This window comes from Streptomyces sp. CB02261, assembly GCF_001905665.1.
Lineage (GTDB): Bacteria > Actinomycetota > Actinomycetes > Streptomycetales > Streptomycetaceae > Streptomyces.
Window position 1 is genome coordinate 427,846 of record NZ_LIVX01000001.1, and the last position, 15,939, is coordinate 443,784.

Annotated in this window: 17 protein-coding genes; 11 read left to right on the forward strand and 6 right to left on the reverse strand. The window is 73.3% G+C overall.

The window, feature by feature from the left end; genetic code table 11:
* Window positions 1-21: 21 nt before the first annotated feature.
* Window positions 22-951, reverse strand: coding sequence for an SDR family oxidoreductase (locus AMK29_RS01905; RefSeq protein ID WP_073806837.1), 930 nt, complete (start codon window positions 949-951; stop codon window positions 22-24).
* A gap of 99 nt (window positions 952-1,050) precedes the next feature.
* Here AMK29_RS01905 and AMK29_RS01910 point away from each other — a divergent pair, with 99 nt between their 5' ends.
* Complete coding sequence (locus AMK29_RS01910; protein WP_073806838.1) at window positions 1,051-1,572, forward strand: DUF4240 domain-containing protein; 522 nt, start codon at window positions 1,051-1,053, stop codon at window positions 1,570-1,572.
* A gap of 68 nt (window positions 1,573-1,640) precedes the next feature.
* Here the strand turns inward: AMK29_RS01910 and AMK29_RS01915 are convergent, their stop codons facing one another.
* Entirely contained in the window at window positions 1,641-2,435 is a 795-nt protein-coding gene (locus tag AMK29_RS01915) for an SDR family NAD(P)-dependent oxidoreductase (RefSeq protein WP_107422501.1), read from the reverse strand.
* A gap of 118 nt (window positions 2,436-2,553) precedes the next feature.
* On the opposite strand from AMK29_RS01915, the gene AMK29_RS01920 reads away from it, so the two are divergent.
* Window positions 2,554-3,216, forward strand: a complete 663-nt coding sequence (locus AMK29_RS01920) for a TetR/AcrR family transcriptional regulator (protein WP_073806839.1) — start codon at window positions 2,554-2,556, stop codon at window positions 3,214-3,216.
* A gap of 69 nt (window positions 3,217-3,285) precedes the next feature.
* On the opposite strand, the gene AMK29_RS01925 is transcribed toward AMK29_RS01920, so the two are convergent.
* On the reverse strand, window positions 3,286-3,801 hold the full coding sequence (locus AMK29_RS01925) for a GNAT family N-acetyltransferase (RefSeq protein ID WP_073806840.1): 516 nt from the start codon (window positions 3,799-3,801) through the stop codon (window positions 3,286-3,288).
* A 47-nt stretch (window positions 3,802-3,848) separates the two neighbouring features.
* Between AMK29_RS01925 and AMK29_RS01930 the strand changes: the two genes are divergently transcribed.
* Both AMK29_RS01930 and AMK29_RS01935 read left to right on the forward strand, forming a co-directional pair.
* A complete protein-coding gene (locus AMK29_RS01930; protein ID WP_073806841.1) occupies window positions 3,849-4,760 on the forward strand; it encodes a TIGR01777 family oxidoreductase in 912 nt (303 codons plus the stop codon).
* 200 nt (window positions 4,761-4,960) lie between these two features.
* Window positions 4,961-6,337: an NAD(P)/FAD-dependent oxidoreductase gene (locus tag AMK29_RS01935; protein ID WP_079196713.1), complete on the forward strand. Its 1,377-nt coding sequence runs from the start codon at window positions 4,961-4,963 to the stop codon at window positions 6,335-6,337.
* A 145-nt stretch (window positions 6,338-6,482) separates the two neighbouring features.
* Here AMK29_RS01935 and AMK29_RS01940 read toward each other — a convergent pair whose 3' ends face one another.
* Window positions 6,483-7,994: a regulator gene (locus tag AMK29_RS01940; RefSeq protein WP_073806843.1), complete on the reverse strand. Its 1,512-nt coding sequence runs from the start codon at window positions 7,992-7,994 to the stop codon at window positions 6,483-6,485.
* Between the two features lie 288 nt (window positions 7,995-8,282).
* On the opposite strand from AMK29_RS01940, the gene lipB reads away from it, so the two are divergent.
* The 4 genes from lipB to AMK29_RS01960 all read left to right on the forward strand — a co-directional run bounded on the left by lipB (window position 8,283) and on the right by AMK29_RS01960 (window position 11,356).
* Window positions 8,283-9,092 carry a lipoyl(octanoyl) transferase LipB gene (gene lipB, locus AMK29_RS01945; RefSeq protein ID WP_073808182.1) on the forward strand — a complete coding sequence of 270 codons (810 nt, stop codon included), beginning with the start codon at window positions 8,283-8,285 and terminating at the stop codon, window positions 9,090-9,092.
* A gap of 112 nt (window positions 9,093-9,204) precedes the next feature.
* Window positions 9,205-10,173, forward strand: a complete 969-nt coding sequence (lipA, locus tag AMK29_RS01950; RefSeq protein ID WP_073806844.1) for a lipoyl synthase — start codon at window positions 9,205-9,207, stop codon at window positions 10,171-10,173.
* Between the two features lie 252 nt (window positions 10,174-10,425).
* Window positions 10,426-10,641, forward strand: a complete 216-nt coding sequence (locus AMK29_RS01955) for an SCO2195 family GlnR-regulated protein (protein WP_073806845.1) — start codon at window positions 10,426-10,428, stop codon at window positions 10,639-10,641.
* A 10-nt stretch (window positions 10,642-10,651) separates the two neighbouring features.
* Window positions 10,652-11,356 carry a DUF4191 domain-containing protein gene (locus tag AMK29_RS01960; protein ID WP_073806846.1) on the forward strand — a complete coding sequence of 235 codons (705 nt, stop codon included), beginning with the start codon at window positions 10,652-10,654 and terminating at the stop codon, window positions 11,354-11,356.
* 104 nt (window positions 11,357-11,460) lie between these two features.
* Here the strand turns inward: AMK29_RS01960 and AMK29_RS01965 are convergent, their stop codons facing one another.
* Window positions 11,461-11,928: an RDD family protein gene (locus AMK29_RS01965; protein WP_073806847.1), complete on the reverse strand. Its 468-nt coding sequence runs from the start codon at window positions 11,926-11,928 to the stop codon at window positions 11,461-11,463.
* Between the two features lie 244 nt (window positions 11,929-12,172).
* Here AMK29_RS01965 and glnA point away from each other — a divergent pair, with 244 nt between their 5' ends.
* Window positions 12,173-13,597, forward strand: coding sequence for a type I glutamate--ammonia ligase (gene glnA, locus AMK29_RS01970; RefSeq protein ID WP_073806848.1), 1,425 nt, complete (start codon window positions 12,173-12,175; stop codon window positions 13,595-13,597).
* Window positions 13,598-13,677: 80 nt separating this feature from the next.
* Here the strand turns inward: glnA and AMK29_RS01975 are convergent, their stop codons facing one another.
* Window positions 13,678-13,953, reverse strand: a complete 276-nt coding sequence (locus tag AMK29_RS01975) for a hypothetical protein (protein WP_073806849.1) — start codon at window positions 13,951-13,953, stop codon at window positions 13,678-13,680.
* Window positions 13,954-14,102: 149 nt separating this feature from the next.
* Between AMK29_RS01975 and AMK29_RS01980 the strand changes: the two genes are divergently transcribed.
* Together AMK29_RS01980 and pdxR are read left to right on the forward strand one after the other, a co-directional pair.
* Window positions 14,103-14,462: an arsenate reductase family protein gene (locus AMK29_RS01980; RefSeq protein WP_073808185.1), complete on the forward strand. Its 360-nt coding sequence runs from the start codon at window positions 14,103-14,105 to the stop codon at window positions 14,460-14,462.
* A 14-nt stretch (window positions 14,463-14,476) separates the two neighbouring features.
* Entirely contained in the window at window positions 14,477-15,889 is a 1,413-nt protein-coding gene (gene pdxR, locus AMK29_RS01985; protein WP_073806850.1) for a MocR-like pyridoxine biosynthesis transcription factor PdxR, read from the forward strand.
* Window positions 15,890-15,939 lie beyond the last annotated feature (50 nt).

Genomic DNA, 15,939 nt, shown 5'->3' on the forward strand with positions numbered 1-15,939 from the left:
GGCGGGTTCGGCGGGGGGCTCCTAGCGGTAGTCGTCCACCGACGCGTTCTCGTCCGTCTCCTTCGCGATGATGAAGCCCCAGGCGTCCGGCCGTGAGCCGTCCGCGTCGGTGAAGCCGTACTCCTTCGCCAGTTGTCCGCTGGAGAGGGACCGGCCGTTCCAGCGGGCCCGGTCGGGGTCGGCGGCGAGGGCGGCGACGGCGCGGCCGACGTAGACCGGGGACTCGGCGACGGCGAAGTCGGGCAGTTTCTCCGCCGCGTCGCGCCAGTTGTCCTCGGTCACGCCGAAGTGGTCCAGCATCTGTTCCGAGCGGAGCCAGCCGGGGGTGATCGCGACCGCCGTGCCGCCGGACGGCTCCAGGTCGCGCGCGAGGCCGAACGCCATCCGGATCGGGGCGTTCTTGGCGAGGTCGTAGTAGAGGTTCTCGCGGTACCGGGTGCCGTTGTACTCGGCCGTGCCGTCGGTGACCTCGACGAGGAGGCTCCCGGGGTGCCGGACGAGCAGCGGGGTCGCGGCCGCGCTGGTGACGAGGTGGCTCTTCACACCCAGCTCCAGCATGCGCAGGCCGTCGGCGAGTTCCATCTCCCAGATCTTCTTGCCGAAGCCGGCGACGACCAGGTGCTCGCCGCCCCAGATGTCGTTGACGAGGACGTCGAGCCGTCCCCGCTCCCGGTCGATCCGGTCGACGAGGGCCCGGACCTGATCCGGCTCCAGGTGGTCGGTGGGGACGGCGATGCCCTCGCCGCCCGCGGCCGTCACCAGTTCGGCGGTCTCCTCGATGGTCTCGGTCGCCCGGCCGACCTCGCTGAGCTTCTCGCGGGTGGTGCGTCCGGTGACGTACACGGTGGCGCCGGCGGCTCCCAGCTGGACGGCGATGGCCCGTCCGGCTCCTCGGGTGGCGCCCGCGACCAGGCAGATCCGTCCGTGCAGGGGCTTCGTCTCAGTCGTCATGGGATCACCCTGGCAGGAAAGTACGACACCTTCTGTCCGGATTGATTTCGGGCTTTCCGGGTGCGTCGCGTCCTCCGAGCCACGATGCTTGGTCCCGTGATGGACGAGACGGAGTTCTGGCAGATCATCGACACCAGCCGCGAGGAAGCCGAGGGCGACCCCGAGGAGCAGGCCGATCTGCTCGTGGAACGGCTGACCCGTCTCGACCCCGACTCCGTCCTCGACTACGCGCGCCACTTCGAGGCCCGCTTCAACCGCGCGTATCTGTGGGACCTGTGGGGCGCGGCGGCCGTGCTGTTCGACGGGGCGGGGGACGAGACCTTCGACTCGTTCCGCTGCTGGCTCATCGGCCAGGGCCGGGAGGTCTACGAGGGCGCGGTGCACGATCCGGACGCGCTGGCGGAGCTGCTCGGCGACTTCGACGTGGAGATCGACGGGGACGGTGAGGAGATCGGTTTCGCGGCGGACGAGGCGTACGAGCGGCTGACCGGCGCCGAGACCCCCGATCTGGGCATCCCCGTGCCGGGCGGTGAGCCGCTCGGCACTCCCTTCGACCTGGCGGACGACGACGTGCTCGCGAGCCGTTTCCCGCGGCTCTGGGAGCGGTTCGGCGCCGGATAGGCCGGGCTGGGGGGTGGACCGGGCAGAGGGGCGGACCGGGTCGGGGCGGCGGGCCGCCCCGGTGCTCGTCAGAAGTGCGTGCCGCCGTCGACGCGGATCTCGGTGCCGGTGATGAACGCGCCGTCCTCGCTCGCCAGCATCGCGACGACGCCCGCGACGGTCTCGGCGCCCGCGAAGCCCTGGCCGAGGGCGGGGGCGAGCTTCGCGAAGAGGGTCCAGTCGGTGTCCTCGGGCAGGCCGGGTCCGACGCTCTGCCGGCTGGCGCCGGAGCCGTCGGTCATGCCCGAGGAGATGGAGCCGGGCTGGACGGCCGTGAACCGGATGCCCTGCTTGGCGTACTCGGCGGCGAGCGCGTGGGTCATGGACTGGATGCCGCCCTTGCTGGCCGCGTAGGCCGCCATGTAGGGGTGGGCGAACATCGCGGAGGTGGAGGAGAAGTTCACGACGGCCGGGCCCTCCCCCTCCAGGAGCGCCGGGATCGCCTCGCGGATCACGAGGAAGGTGCCGGTGAGGTTGATCCGTACGACCTGCTCGAAGGCGTCGAGGCTCGTCTCGTGGGTGTGCGAGGAGCGCAGCACCCCGGCCGCGTTGACCAGGACGTCCAGGCCGCCGAGCGCCTCGACGGCGGCGGCGACGCCAGCACGGACGGAGGTCTCGTCGGCGACGTCCAGGACGACGGTGCCGAGGCGGTCGGCGGCGTCGCCCGCCCTGGCGACGGTGTCCTTGAGCCCGTCCTCGCTGATGTCGGCGGCGACGACCCGGCCGCCCTCGGCGAGCAGGCGGAGCACGGTGGCCTGGCCGATGCCGGAGCCGCCACCGGTGATGAGGGCGCGGCGTCCTTCGTAACGGGTCAGCTGGTTCATGGCGGCAACCTCTCGTGGTCATGCGGTGCGGAATGCTGCCACCGTACGCCTAGGTGGCACGTTTTGCCATCGCTGCACATCGTGCACATCCGGCGACCGCGGGCGTACGCTTCGTACGGTGAGCACCAAGCCCGAGGGCGGCACGCCCCCCACCCCGACGCTGACGGAGCGGCGCAAGGCCGCCACGCAGCTGGACATCGCGCGCGCCGCCGCCGAGCTCTTCACCGAGCACGGCCCCGACGGCACCACGGCAGAGGACATCGCCCTGCGGGCCGGGGTCGCGCTGCGCACCTTCTACCGGTACTTCCGCTCCAAGCAGGACGCCGTGGCCCCGCTCCTCGCGGGCGGAGCCGACCGCTGGCGGCGGACCCTGGCCGCGACGGAGCCGGGCGCCGGCCTGCCCGAGGCCCTGGAGCGCTCGATCGCCGCGTCGCTGACCCCGGCGGACGAGTCGATGGAGGAGGGTCTGCGGTGGACGCGCGGCCTGCTGCGGGCGGCCGCCGAGGACCCCGCGCTGCGGGCCGTCTGGTACCGGGTGAACCAGGAGTCGGAGGAGCGGCTGCGCGAGGTCGTCGCCGGGCTCGCGGGGCCGGACGCCGACCTGCTGGAGGTACGGCTCGCGGCGGCGGCGGCCACGGACGCCATCCGGATCGCCCTGGAGACCTGGTCGGAGACGGACGCCCCGGTACGCGGCGCGGGCGCGCCGGCGGAGCTCGCCGTCCGCTGCCTGCGGGAACTGATGGGCGGGATGAGGCTGTTGCGGGGGGAGGGGGACGGGTGAGCGGCGGGCTCGTCGACCGGGGGCGGGCGCGCTCCCGTAGACCGGGGCGTGGGAGCGACGCGCCTTCGGCTACGCCGTCCCGGCAGGGCCGGTCAGTGAGCGGCCCATGAGGACGTCGTCCACGGGTACGCCGTCGAACAGGAACTCGCCCGGCAGCACGCCCTCGACCGCGAAGCCCGCGGAGGCGTAGAGCGCGCGGGCGGGGGCGTTGTGGCCGAGCACCCGGAGCGTGATCCGGACCGCCCCGTCCGCCCACGCCTTGTCCATCGCGGCCCGCAGCAGCGCCCGCGCCACGCCCCTCCCCCGGACGGACTCGGCCACGACGAGGCCCTGGATCTGGCGTACGTGGGCGTTGGACGCGAGCGGGGTCGGCGGCACCACGCGTACGTAGCCCACGACGGCTCCCTCGCACACGGCCACGAGGTAGTCCTCGGCCCGGTGGCGCTCGTCGAAGAACGGCCCGTACGGCGGGACGGGCGGGGGCAGCACCGCGTGGAGGGGCGACCAGGTGGCGCGGTCGAGCGCGCCCAGGGCGTCGTCGTCAGCGGCCCCGGCCGCGCGTATGTACGTCTCCGACACCCTCATGCCGCCCACTGTGCCATGTGAGGGGCGGAGGGGGGCAGGATGGCCCCATGCAGCGTTCCGCCACCCGCAAGCGTGTCGCCGTCACCGGCGCCTCCGGGCTCATCGGCTCGGCCCTCGTCCGCTCCCTGCGCGCCGACGGCCATGACGTCCTCCGGCTCGTCCGCCGCCCGGCCAGGGCGGCCGACGAGGTCGAATGGGACCCCAAGCGGCTGTACGTCGACGCCGCCGGCCTCGTCGGCGTCGACTCGGTCGTGCACCTGGCGGGCGCCGGCGTCGGCGAACGCCGGTGGAGCGAGACGTACAAGCGGGAGATCCGGGAGAGCCGGGTGCTCGGCACGACAGCGATCTCCCAGGCCCTCGCCTCGCTCGCGCAGCCCCCGGAGAGCCTGGTGTGCGGCACGGCGCTCGGCTGGTACGGGGACACCGGCAGCCGGGCGGTCGACGAGAGCGCCCCCGCGGGAACGGGCTTCCTGCCCTCGGTGTGCGTGGAGTGGGAGGCGGCGGCCGCTCCCGCGGAGGAGGCGGGGATCCGGGTCACCTACGCCCGGACCGGCCTGGTGGTGGCGAGCGAGGGCGGGGCCTGGGGCCGGCTCTTCCCGCTCTTCCGTGCCGGGCTCGGCGGGCGGATGGGCGACGGCCGCCAGTACTGGTCGTTCATCTCCCTCCACGACGAGGTGGCCGCCCTGCGCCATCTCGTCGACACCCCGTCACTCTCGGGCCCGGTGAACCTGACGGCCCCCGAACCGGTCACCAACCGCGAGGTGACGGCGGCGATGGGACGGGTCCTGCGCCGACCGACCCTCTTCGCCGTGCCGGCGCCGGCCCTGAAGGCGGTGCTCGGGGACTTCGCGCAGGACGTGCTGGGCAGTCAGCGGGTGCTGCCGGGGCGCCTGTTGGAGACCGGTTTCGACTTCGCGTTCCCGACGATCGACGACTCGATCAGGGCGGCGGCCGGCTGAGCGCGGCGCTCCCCGCGCACCCCGTGGGCCGCCGGGCCCCGCGCCTCTGCGCTCCCCCGTGCCGCACGCACCCCCGGTGCGCGCGGCTGGCACCCGTGGGAGCGCTGCCTAGGCTCGACCCGAACCGCGAACTCGGGCATTCCGGGGGCCCGTTGGGGGCATAGGCCTCCCACCGGCCGCGCCGACCTGGGGAGGGGCACGTGCTCAGCAGCGCAGACAGCGCAAGGACCGCACAGCGTACGGACGTCGTGGAGGCCGTCGACGTCGTGATCGTGGGAGCCGGGGTCGCGGGGCTCGCGGCCGCACACCGGCTGACCGGCGCGGGGCTCTCCGTCGCCGTCCTGGAGGCGGAGCCCCGGATCGGGGGCCGGATGGCGACCGAGGCCGTCGACGGTTTCCTCCTCGACCGGGTCGGGCCCGTGCTCACCCTGTCGCCGGAGGAGCTGCGGGCCACCCCGGGGCTCGACGGCCTCGTCCTGCGCCCCTTCGCCCCGGGGGTGCTCGTGCACAGCGACGGCCGGTACGCGCGGTGGGGCGCACCGCATCCGCGCCGGGCCGCCGTCGCCGTCCGGGGCGGGGGCCCCCGGAGCGTGGGGGGAGCGTTCAGCGTGGCACGCGCCCTCGCGAGCGCCCCCCGGCATCCGGCGGCCTCGCTCGACCAGGCGCGGCTCGGCGCGTCGCTCGTCCGGCTCGCCGCGACCCCGTCGCAGCGCCTCCTGGCCCGGCCGGAGCGGACGGCGCGCGAGGCGCTCACCGCCCGGCTGCCCGCCAGGACCGTGCAGGGGGTGCTGCGGCCGCTGCTCGCGGCGCTCCTCGGCGACCCGGACCTCGGCATGTCCAGCCGCCAGGCGGACCTGGCGCTCCGCGCCTTCGCCCGGGGCTGGGCGGCCGTCCCCGAGGGCGGCGCGGGGGCGCTGCCGGAGCGGCTCGCCGCCGCGCTGCCGGTGGGCACGGTCCGTACCGGCGTACGGGTCACGGAGGCGTCGATCGCGCGGGTCACCACGGCGGAGCACGGGGTGTTCCGGTGCCGTTCGGTGGTCCTCGCGACGGGGGCGCGGACGGCGGCCGCGCTGCTTCCCGGCCTGCGGACGCCCGCCTTCCACTCCGTGACGGTGCTGCACCACACGGCGCCCGTGGCGCCCGCCGGGGACCCGACGCTGCTCCTGGAGTCCGACCCGGGAGGGCCGGTGGCGCACACCGCCGTGATGAGCGCGGTCGACCCGCGCCGGGCGCCGGAGGGGCGGGCGCTCATCACCTCGACGGTGCTGGGGACGCCGCCGGACGACACGGAACGGCGGGTCCGCAAGCACCTCGCCACGCTGTACGGCACGTCGACCGACGAGTGGGAGCTGCTCGGGCTCCACCACACCCGGGACGCCTTCCCGGCGATGACGCCGCCGCACGACGCGCGGCGCTCGGTCCGGGTGCTGTCGGGCCTCTACGTCTGCGGCGACCACCGCGCGACGGCCACCCCCCGGGGCGCCCTCTCCTCGGGCCACCGAGCCGCCCGCTCCCTCCTGACGGACCTGGGCGTCCGGGTCCCCGGAGGCGAGGAGGCGCACGACGAGGCGGCCTGAGACGTGGCCCCATCTGGACGGCGCCCCGGGTCTGGGCCCGCCCGTCGCGGTCAGACGTTCCGGGCCCAACCCACGGGCACCGGGCGTCAGGGGCGACGGGCGCGAGACCTGGGCTCCGGGCAGCGGTGGGCGCGGCCCGTGGGGGTCAGCCGATGGCTGCTACTCGGTCGCGGTAGGTGCGGGCCGCCGCCGCGTCGCGGTACGGCTCCAGGCGACGCTCGAAGTCCCGTACGTACTCCACCGCCCGCGCCGACCGCATCTCCGACGCCTGCTGCGCCGCCTCCGCCCCCAGCGCGCACGCCTGGTCGAGTTCGCCGAGGGCGAGCCGGGACGTGGCCAGGACGACCCGGCAGAAGAGCCGGCTGCGGGCGAAGCCGGGGGCGCGGAGCTGGAGGGCGCGTTCGGCGTGCTGGGCGGCGGGCCGGTACTGCTGGAGGTCGCGGTGGCAGTGCCCGAGCTCGTCGGCGAGCTGGGCCTCGTCGAACATCCGGGCCCAGTACGGCACCTCGTCGCCCGGCCGGGCCGCCTCCAGGGCCCGCTCGGCCCGGACGAGCGAGGCACTGCACGCGCGCGCCTCGCCGAGGACCGCGTGCCCCCGTGCCTCCACCGCGTGCAGCATCGCCTGGACGACGGGCGGCGCGGCGGGCCCGACGCCCTGCTGGGCGACCCGGGCGAGCTGGACGGCCTCCCTGCCGTGGCCGAGGTAGACGGCCTGGCAGCTCATGGTGAGGAGCACGTACGAGCCGTAGGCCCGGTCCCCGGCGGCCTGGGCGAGACGCAGCGCCTGGACGAAGTAGCGCTGGGCGAGGCCGTGGGCGGCGATGTCGTACGAGGTCCAGCCGGCGAGCCGGGTGAGGTCGGCGGCGGCGGCGAAGAGGCGGCGCCCGACGGCCTCCCCGTACGTCCCGCGGAGCATCGGCTCGGCCTCGTGCTCCAGGTAGCGGACGAGGGCCTGGCGGGCGTGGCCGCCGCCGTAGGCGTGGTCGAGGGTGCGGAAGAGCTCGCCGACGGAGCGGAGCGCGGCGATGTCGCCGCTGGAGACCCGCTGGCCGGGGCCGCGGTCCGTACCGCGCTGCCGGGGCACGGAGAAGCGGCCCTGCGGCGGGACCCGGGGATCGTGCCCGAGCCGGCCCTCGGCGGGCACGGTCGCGGTCGCGGTCGCCGTCACGGCGGAGGTGCGGTGGCCGGGCGACGGGTGGTCCCCGCGCGCCACCCGGTCGTCCGCCCGTCCGATCAGCCAGTCGCGGCTGGGGACGACCAGGCCCGCCGGGGTGAAGGCGATCTTCCGGAGCTCGGCGTGGCTGCCGGAGTCCTTGCGCCACAGACCGCTGACGATGTCGACGGCCTCCTCGGGGGTCGCGGCGAACTCCAGGCCCGCGTAGACGGGCGCGCAGGCGTCGAGGCCGAGGTCCTGGGCGGAGAGGCGTCGGCCGAGACGGCGGGTGAAGACCTCGGCGATGAGGGCGGGCGTGGTGCCGCGCGGCTGCTGCCCGCGGAGCCAGCGGGTCACGGAGGTCTTGTCGTACCGCAGGTCGAGACCGTGTTCCAGACCGAGCTGGTCCACCCGTCTCGCGAGCCCGGCGTGGGAGAACCCGGCTTCGGCGATGAGCGCGGCGAGCTGGCGGTTCGGGATGCGCTGCGGTGGTCGTTCCGTCATCAGCTGTGCGGTCTCCTGCCTTCCGGGTCCGGGCGGCAGCCCCGTAGGACCCTCATGGAACGGCGTGAATTTAGCGGTCCTCACGGCCCGTACCGCCACCTTCGCCCCACATTCATCCGATCGTGTGAGGATTGACGGCACCGCTGACGTAGGCGCCCCCGTCCACCTGCCGGAGGTGTGTCCCGGGCACCGCCGTACAGTGGCATGGGCGCGAATGACCCATTCGGCGCCGAGTCGGCCCGGGATGATCCCCGGTTCCCGGCCCGGTACCCAGGAGGAGGCATGGCCGTGAGTGAGCTGCGATTCGTCCGCCTTGGATTCGGCGAGGAAGCCGTCGACTACCAGGTGGCCTGGGACAAGCAGCGCCAGGTGCACGCCGCGCGGTTCGCGGACGAGATCGACGACACCTGCCTGCTGCTGGAGCACCCGCCGGTCTACACGGCCGGCCGGCGCACGGCGGAGAGCGAGCGCCCCCTCGACGGGACGCCGGTGGTGGACGTCGACCGCGGCGGCAAGATCACCTGGCACGGACCCGGCCAGCTCGTCGGCTACCCGATCATGAAGCTGCCGCGCCCGGTGGACGTCGTGGCGCACGTCCGCAGGCTGGAGGACGCGCTGATCCTCACGGCCGCCGAGTTCGGTCTCGAGACGACCAGGATCGAGGGGCGCAGCGGCGTCTGGGTCCTCGGTGACCCGGTGGAGCAGCGGCCGTTCCTCGGCGGTCTGTCGCTCGACTTCGACCCCCGTCTGCACGACGAGGAGTTCGACGCCCGCCTGAACGGTCCGGAGTACGCGCCGTCCAACGCCGGCCAGCGCCGCGAGGACCGCAAGCTGGCCGCCATCGGCATCCGGGTCGCCAAGGGCGTCACCATGCACGGCTTCTCGCTCAACGTGAACCCGGACAACGCGTGGTTCGACCGGATCATCCCGTGCGGCATCCGCGACGCGGGGGTGACCTCGCTCGCCAACGAGCTGGGCCGGGACATCTCGATCGCGGAGGTGCTGCCGGTGGTGGAGCGCCACCTGCGGGACGTCCTCGAGGGCGCGGAACTGAAGCCGCGCGAGATCGAGCGTCCGGCGGAGACGGCCTCGGCCTGAGGCGTCCCGAGGAATGCGGGGCGCTGGCCAGAGGTTGGCCAGAGGTAGTAAGGCATGGGAAGCAACGGCGTACCCTGGTGTGCGCCGAAGAATCGAAGCTACAGGAGCCGATGTGTCCGCAGTCGCACCCGACGGACGCAAGATGCTGCGCCTGGAGGTCCGGAACGCCCAGACCCCCATCGAGCGCAAGCCCGAGTGGATCAAGACCCGGGCGAAGATGGGGCCCGAGTACACGAAGATGCAGGGTCTCGTGAAGAGCGAGGGCCTGCACACGGTCTGCCAGGAGGCGGGCTGTCCCAACATCTTCGAGTGCTGGGAGGACCGCGAGGCGACCTTCCTCATCGGCGGCGACCAGTGCACCCGGCGCTGTGACTTCTGCCAGATCGACACGGGCAAGCCCGAGGCGCTCGACCGTGACGAGCCGCGCCGTGTGGGCGAGTCCGTCGTCACGATGGACCTGAACTACGCCACCATCACCGGCGTCGCCCGCGACGACCTGGAGGACGGCGGCGCCTGGCTGTACGCGGAGACCGTGCGCCAGATCCACCAGCAGACGGCGGACCGCGCCGACGGCCGGACGAAGGTCGAGCTGCTCGCGCCCGACTTCAACGCCGTGCCGGAGCTCCTCGCGGAGGTCTTCGCCTCCCGTCCCGAGGTCTTCGCGCACAACGTGGAGACGGTGCCGCGGATCTTCAAGCGGATCCGCCCCGGCTTCCGCTACGAGCGCTCGCTCGACGTCATCACCCAGGCGCGGGACTACGGTCTGATCACGAAGTCGAACCTGATCCTCGGCATGGGCGAGACCCGCGAGGAGATCAGCGAGGCGCTCCAGCAGCTGCACGACGCGGGCTGCGAGCTGATCACGATCACCCAGTACCTGCGCCCCTCGGTCCGGCACCACCCCGTGGAGCGCTGGGTGAAGCCGCAGGAGTTCGTGGAGCTGAAGGAGGAGGCCGACGAGATCGGTTTCTCCGGCGTGATGTCGGGCCCGCTGGTCCGTTCCTCGTACCGCGCGGGACGGCTGTACCAGCAGGCGATCGAGAAGCGCGGCGCCGTGGACAACGCCACCCAGGCCGTGTGAATCCAAGCACAAGTAGTTACTGGCCAGTAGTGGCCTGATCCGGCGCGGCCCGTACGCTCCCGCAGCTCAGCGGGGACGTACGGGCCGCGCCGACGTCGTGCGTACGCCCGCTCGGCCGCATCGACCTTTCATCAGTGTTTGACCACCGGGTCACGCCCTGGTAACACCGATCTGTGAGCCTGGTTTCACTCACCGCCATCACCTGCTCACACCCCCGCCTCGTCTCACCCGCAATCGAGGGAGGACCCCGCCATGCCGCCCGCATCGACGCACGTCCGCGTCACCGCGATCCCGTCCGTCACCGACGCCCTGAAGGCCGTCGAGTCGCTGCTCCTCGGCTCCGGGCAGCGCACCGCACGGCGCAACGCCTGGAACTCCGTCCTGGAGGACCGCCGCCGCGCCAAGGACAGGGTCGAGGCCCAGCACGTGATGGAGGTCGCGTCGGGCCGGACTTCCCGGGCCACGTAAACTTCAGGACATGGCGAGGAAGGCAAACACGGGCAGCGCTGACGCTGCGAACCAGGGGCGGCTCAAGCAGATCGCCCTCACGTACAAGATGACCCGAAAGGCCGACCCTAAGGTCGGACTTGTCGTCGCAGGCGTGGGCATCGTCGTACTCGGTGTCCTCCTCGCGATCGGCTTCCTGATCGGTCACCCGGTCTACCTGGGCATCCTGGGCTTCGTCCTGGGGCTCCTGGCGGCGGCCATCGTGTTCGGGCGGCGCGCCGAGCGCGCGGCCTTCGGGCAGATGGAAGGCCAGCCGGGCGCGGCGGCGGCGGTCCTGCAGAACGTCGGACGCGGCTGGACCACGACCCCCGCGGTCGCGATGAACCGCAGCCAGGACGTCGTGCACCGGGCGGTCGGCCGGGCCGGCATCGTGCTGGTGGCCGAGGGCAACCCGAACCGGGTCAAGACGCTGCTCGCGGCCGAGAAGAAGCGGATGGGCCGCGTCGTGGTGGACGTGCCGGTGCACGACATCGTCGTCGGCGACGGCGAGGGCCAGGTGCCGCTCAAGAAGGTCCGTACGACCATGCTCAAGCTGCCTCGGGTGCTCACCGGCCCGCAGGTGACGGCGGCCAACGACCGGCTGCGGGCGATGGGCGACCTGATGAGCAACATGCCGCTGCCGAAGGGTCCGATGCCGAAGGGCATGCGGATGCCGCGGGGCGGAAAGATGCGCTGACGCGCCCGACCGATCGAACGCTCGAACGCGAGGGGCCCCGGACCGTGACAACGGTCCGGGGCCCCTCGCGCATCTGCCGTACGGGCCTCGCCCGCCGGTACGGGTCAGATACGGACCTGGACGGCGCCGGAGAGGCGGTCGTGGAGGCCGCGGCCGTCGCGGTCCCAGATGAGGGCCGGGATCGCCAGGCAGACCAGCAGGGAGCGCAGCGCCACGCGGGGCAGGCCGAGGCGGCCGCCGCGCGCCGAGACGACCGCGAGGCCGAAGAGGCGCTTGCCGGGCGTCGAGCCGATGGTGCCGACGGTCAGCACGCTCAGGACGAGCAGGATGCCGAGGGCCCAGTTGCCCGTCGCCTGGTTGTAGCCGTCGGTGATCAAGCCGTATGCGATCAGCGTGCAGAGGGCCCAGTCGACGGCCAGCGCGCCGAGGCGCCGCCCGGGGCGGGCGATGGAACCGGGGCCCTCCTCGGGCAGCCCCAGCTGCTGACCGCGGTAGCCGAAGTCGACGCCTGCGTCCTCGGCCGCCGCGCGGGGGCCGGAGAGCCAAGATCCGAGTGCTTGCCTGTTGTCCACCCGACCACGGTACTGCGCCCGATTTTGATCACTTCGGCCCGGGTCGGCGAAGACGCGCCGGACCCGTCGGCGCGGAGCGCCGGACTGCGCGGCGCCACCCAGCCCGGTTAACTTGGACGAAACAAATGGGTCATGCTTGAGAAATCCCGTCTGCCTATGGTCGGGTCCAGCGTGTGCCACCGCACTGGCCGCACGACCGAGCTGCAACCCCGCCCCTCCCCGGGCCGGGAGTAGGAGGAGTTGGATGTCCGAGAAGCACGGGTTCCAGAACGCCGACGAGGTCCAGAAGTTCATCAAGGACAACGACGTCAAGATGGTCGACGTCCGCTTCTGTGACCTCCCGGGCGTGATGCAGCACTTCACGATCCCGGCGACGGCCTTCGACCCGGCGGAGGAGCTCGCCTTCGACGGCTCGTCGATCCGCGGCTTCCAGGCGATCCACGAGTCCGACATGGCGCTCCGCGCCGACCTGTCGACGGCCCGCGTGGACCCCTTCCGCCGCGACAAGACGCTGAACATCAACTTCTTCATCCACGACCCGATCACGGGCGAGCAGTACAGCCGTGACCCGCGGAACATCGCGAAGAAGGCCGAGGCGTACCTCGCCTCCACCGGCATCGCCGACACCGCGTACTTCGGCCCCGAGGCGGAGTTCTACGTCTTCGACTCGGTGCGCTTCGAGACCTCCGCGAACCAGGGCTTCTACCACATCGACTCCGAGGCCGGCGCCTGGAACACCGGTGCGGAGGAGAACAACCGCGGTTACAAGGTCCGCTACAAGGGCGGCTACTTCCCGGCCCCGCCGGTCGACCACTTCGCCGACCTGCGCTCCGAGATCTCCCTGGAGCTGGAGAACGTCGGCCTCCAGGTCGAGCGCCAGCACCACGAGGTCGGCACCGCCGGCCAGGCCGAGATCAACTACAAGTTCAACACGCTGCTCGCCGCGGCCGACGACCTGATGCTCTTCAAGTACATCGTGAAGAACGTCGCCTGGCGCAACGGCAAGACCGCGACCTTCATGCCGAAGCCGATCTTCGGCGACAACGGCTCGGGCATGCACGTCCACCAGTCGCTGTGGTCGAACGGCGACCCGCTGTTCTACGACGAGACGGGCTACGCGGGCCTCTCGGACACCGCCCGCTACTACATCGGCGGCATCCTCAAGCACGCGCCGTCGCTGCTCGCCTTCACCAACCCGACGGTGAACTCGTACCACCGCCTGGTCCCGGGCTTCGAGGCGCCGGTCAACATGGTGTACTCGCAGCGCAACCGCTCCGCGGCCATGCGCATCCCGATCACGGGCTCGAACCCGAAGGCCAAGCGCGTCGAGTTCCGCGCGCCGGACCCGTCCTCGAACCCGTACCTCGCCTTCTCGGCGCTGCTCCTCGCGGGCCTCGACGGCATCAAGAACAAGATCGAGCCGATGGAGCCGATCGACAAGGACCTGTACGAGCTGGCTCCCGAGGAGCACGCCAACGTCCCGCAGGTCCCCACCAACCTCGAGGCCGTCCTCTCCGCCCTGGAGGCGGACAACGAGTACCTCCAGGCCGGCGGTGTCTTCACCTCCGACCTGATCGAGACGTGGATCGACTACAAGCGCACGAACGAGATCGCCCCGATCCAGCTGCGCCCGCACCCGCACGAGTTCGAGCTGTACTTCGACCTCTAAGCCGCGGATTCCGCGTGAAGGCCGCCATCCCTCTCGGGGTGGCGGCCTTCGCCGTACCCGCGACGCGGTCTGTCGTCCGGTCAGCGGCCGTGGCGGATGAACGTGCGGACCATGCGGCAGGTGGTGTCCGAGGGCGGGTGGATGCCGAGTTGGGTGGCGGTGGTGCGTATCGTCGCGTTCGTCGCCTTCGACGGGACGTAGACGCCGGCGTCGAGGAGGGCGATCGCGAGGCGCATCGCCTTCAGGCGCCGGTTGTGCGTCACGTACCACTCGCGCGGCCGGCCCGCGGGAAGCGGCTTCCTCTGGAGGGGCTTCCAGGGTTCGATGGACGGCGTCCGGATCACGGCGAGAGCCATGGGCTACCTCCTGGCGAACGGTGGGGTGCGGGCCCTCCCCGGGACCCTCACCTTCACCCCCCATTTTAGTGGCCCGCACTGACAATCGCCCCTGGCCAGGCAGGGTTTGGGGGGTGGTGGAGCGCGGTCTGGCGGGTACCGTGGTGCGCATGGAGATCTGGATCAATCCCGCCTGTTCCAAGTGCCGCAGCGCCCTCACCCTTCTCGACGCCGAGGGCGCCGACTACACCGTCCGGCGGTACCTGGAGGACGTGCCCTCGCCCGAGGAGATCGCGCGCGTCCTCGAACGGCTCGGCCTCGAACCGTGGGACATCACCCGGACCCAGGAGGCCGTCGCCAAGGAACTCGGCGTGAAGGACTGGCCCCGAGACGCCGGGAACCGCGACCGGTGGATCGAGGCGCTCGCCGCGCACCCCAAGCTGATCCAGCGCCCGATCATCACCGCCGAGGACGGCACCGCCGTCGTCGGCCGGTCGGAGGAGGCCGTACGGGACGCGCTGTCCCGCTGACACGGAGCCAGGGCATGGACCTCGGGAACGACCTGCACCTGGAACTCGGTGCCGGAGGCGGGCGGCGGGCCGCGCTCATCGGGGCGCTGCGCGACGCCGTCCGCGGCGGGCGGCTCGCGCCCGGGACGCGGCTGCCGCCCTACCGCACGCTCGCCGCCGACCTCGGGATCGCCCGCAACACCGTCGCCGACGCGTACGCCGAACTCGTCGCCGAAGGCTGGCTCACCTCCCGCCAGGGCTCCGGGACCCGGGTCGCCGACCGCGTCGCCGCGCCCGCCCCCGGGCCCGTGCGGCCGACCGCGCCGCCACCGCTCCCGTACGACCTCGTCCAGGGCAAGCCCGACCCGGGAGCCTTCCCCCGCGCCACCTGGCTGGCGTCGGCCCGGCGGGCGCTGACCGCCGCGCCGCACGAGGCGTTCGGCATCGGCGACCCGCACGGCCGGATCGAACTGCGCCGGGCACTCGTCGAATACCTCGCCCGGGCGCGGGGCGTGCGGACCTCGCCCGACCGGATCGTGATCTGCTCCGGCGCCGCGCACGCCCTGCGGCTGCTCGCGCGCGTGCTCGGCACGGCGGGGCCCTGGGCGGTCGAGGCGTACGGACTGCCGTTCCACCGCGGTCTCCTCGCCGAGGCCGGGGTCGTCACCGTGCCGGTGGCCGTCGACGAGGACGGGGCCCGGGTCGCGGATATCCCCCGCCCCGCGTCGGCCGTGCTGCTCACCCCCGCCCACCAGTTCCCCACCGGCGGGCCGCTGCACCCCGAGCGCCGGGCCGGCGTCCTGGAGTGGGCGCGGACCTCCGGCGGCCTGGTCGTCGAGGACGACTACGACGGCGAGTTCCGCTATGACCGGCGGCCGGTCGGCGCCGTCCAGGGCCTCGACCCCGAACAGACCGTCCTCATCGGCTCGGTCAGCAAGAGCCTCTCCCCCGCGCTCCGGATCGGCTGGATGTGCCTGCCGGCCGCGCTCGTCGACGGGGTCGTCACGGCGAAGGGCGAGCGCGAGCCGTACGCCGCCGCGACCGAGCAGCTCACCCTCGCCGACTTCCTCGCCTCCGGCGGGTACGACCGGCACGTCCGGCGGATGCGCCAGCGGCACCGGGCGCGCCGCGACCGGCTGACGGCGGTGCTCGCGGAGCGGGCGCCGGGGGTGCGGGTGACGGGGATCGCCGCCGGGCTGCACGCCGTGCTGGAACTCCCGCCCGGCACGGAGCGGACGGCCCTGGCGGCGGCGGCCCGGCACGGGGTCGCCGTGGAGGGCCTGGCCTCCTACCGCCACCCCGACGCCCGGGGCCCGGCCCACCCGGCCGGACTGGTCGTCGGCTACGCCACCCCGCCGGAACGGCTGTACGGGGCGGCGCTCGGCGCGCTGTGCGACGCGTTGGGCGACGCTCTGCCGGACACGGCCCGGGCCGTGTCCGGAACGTAGCGCCGTCCGCCCGCAGGGCGGGGCTCGCGGCGTCCGGTGCGCGCGATCGC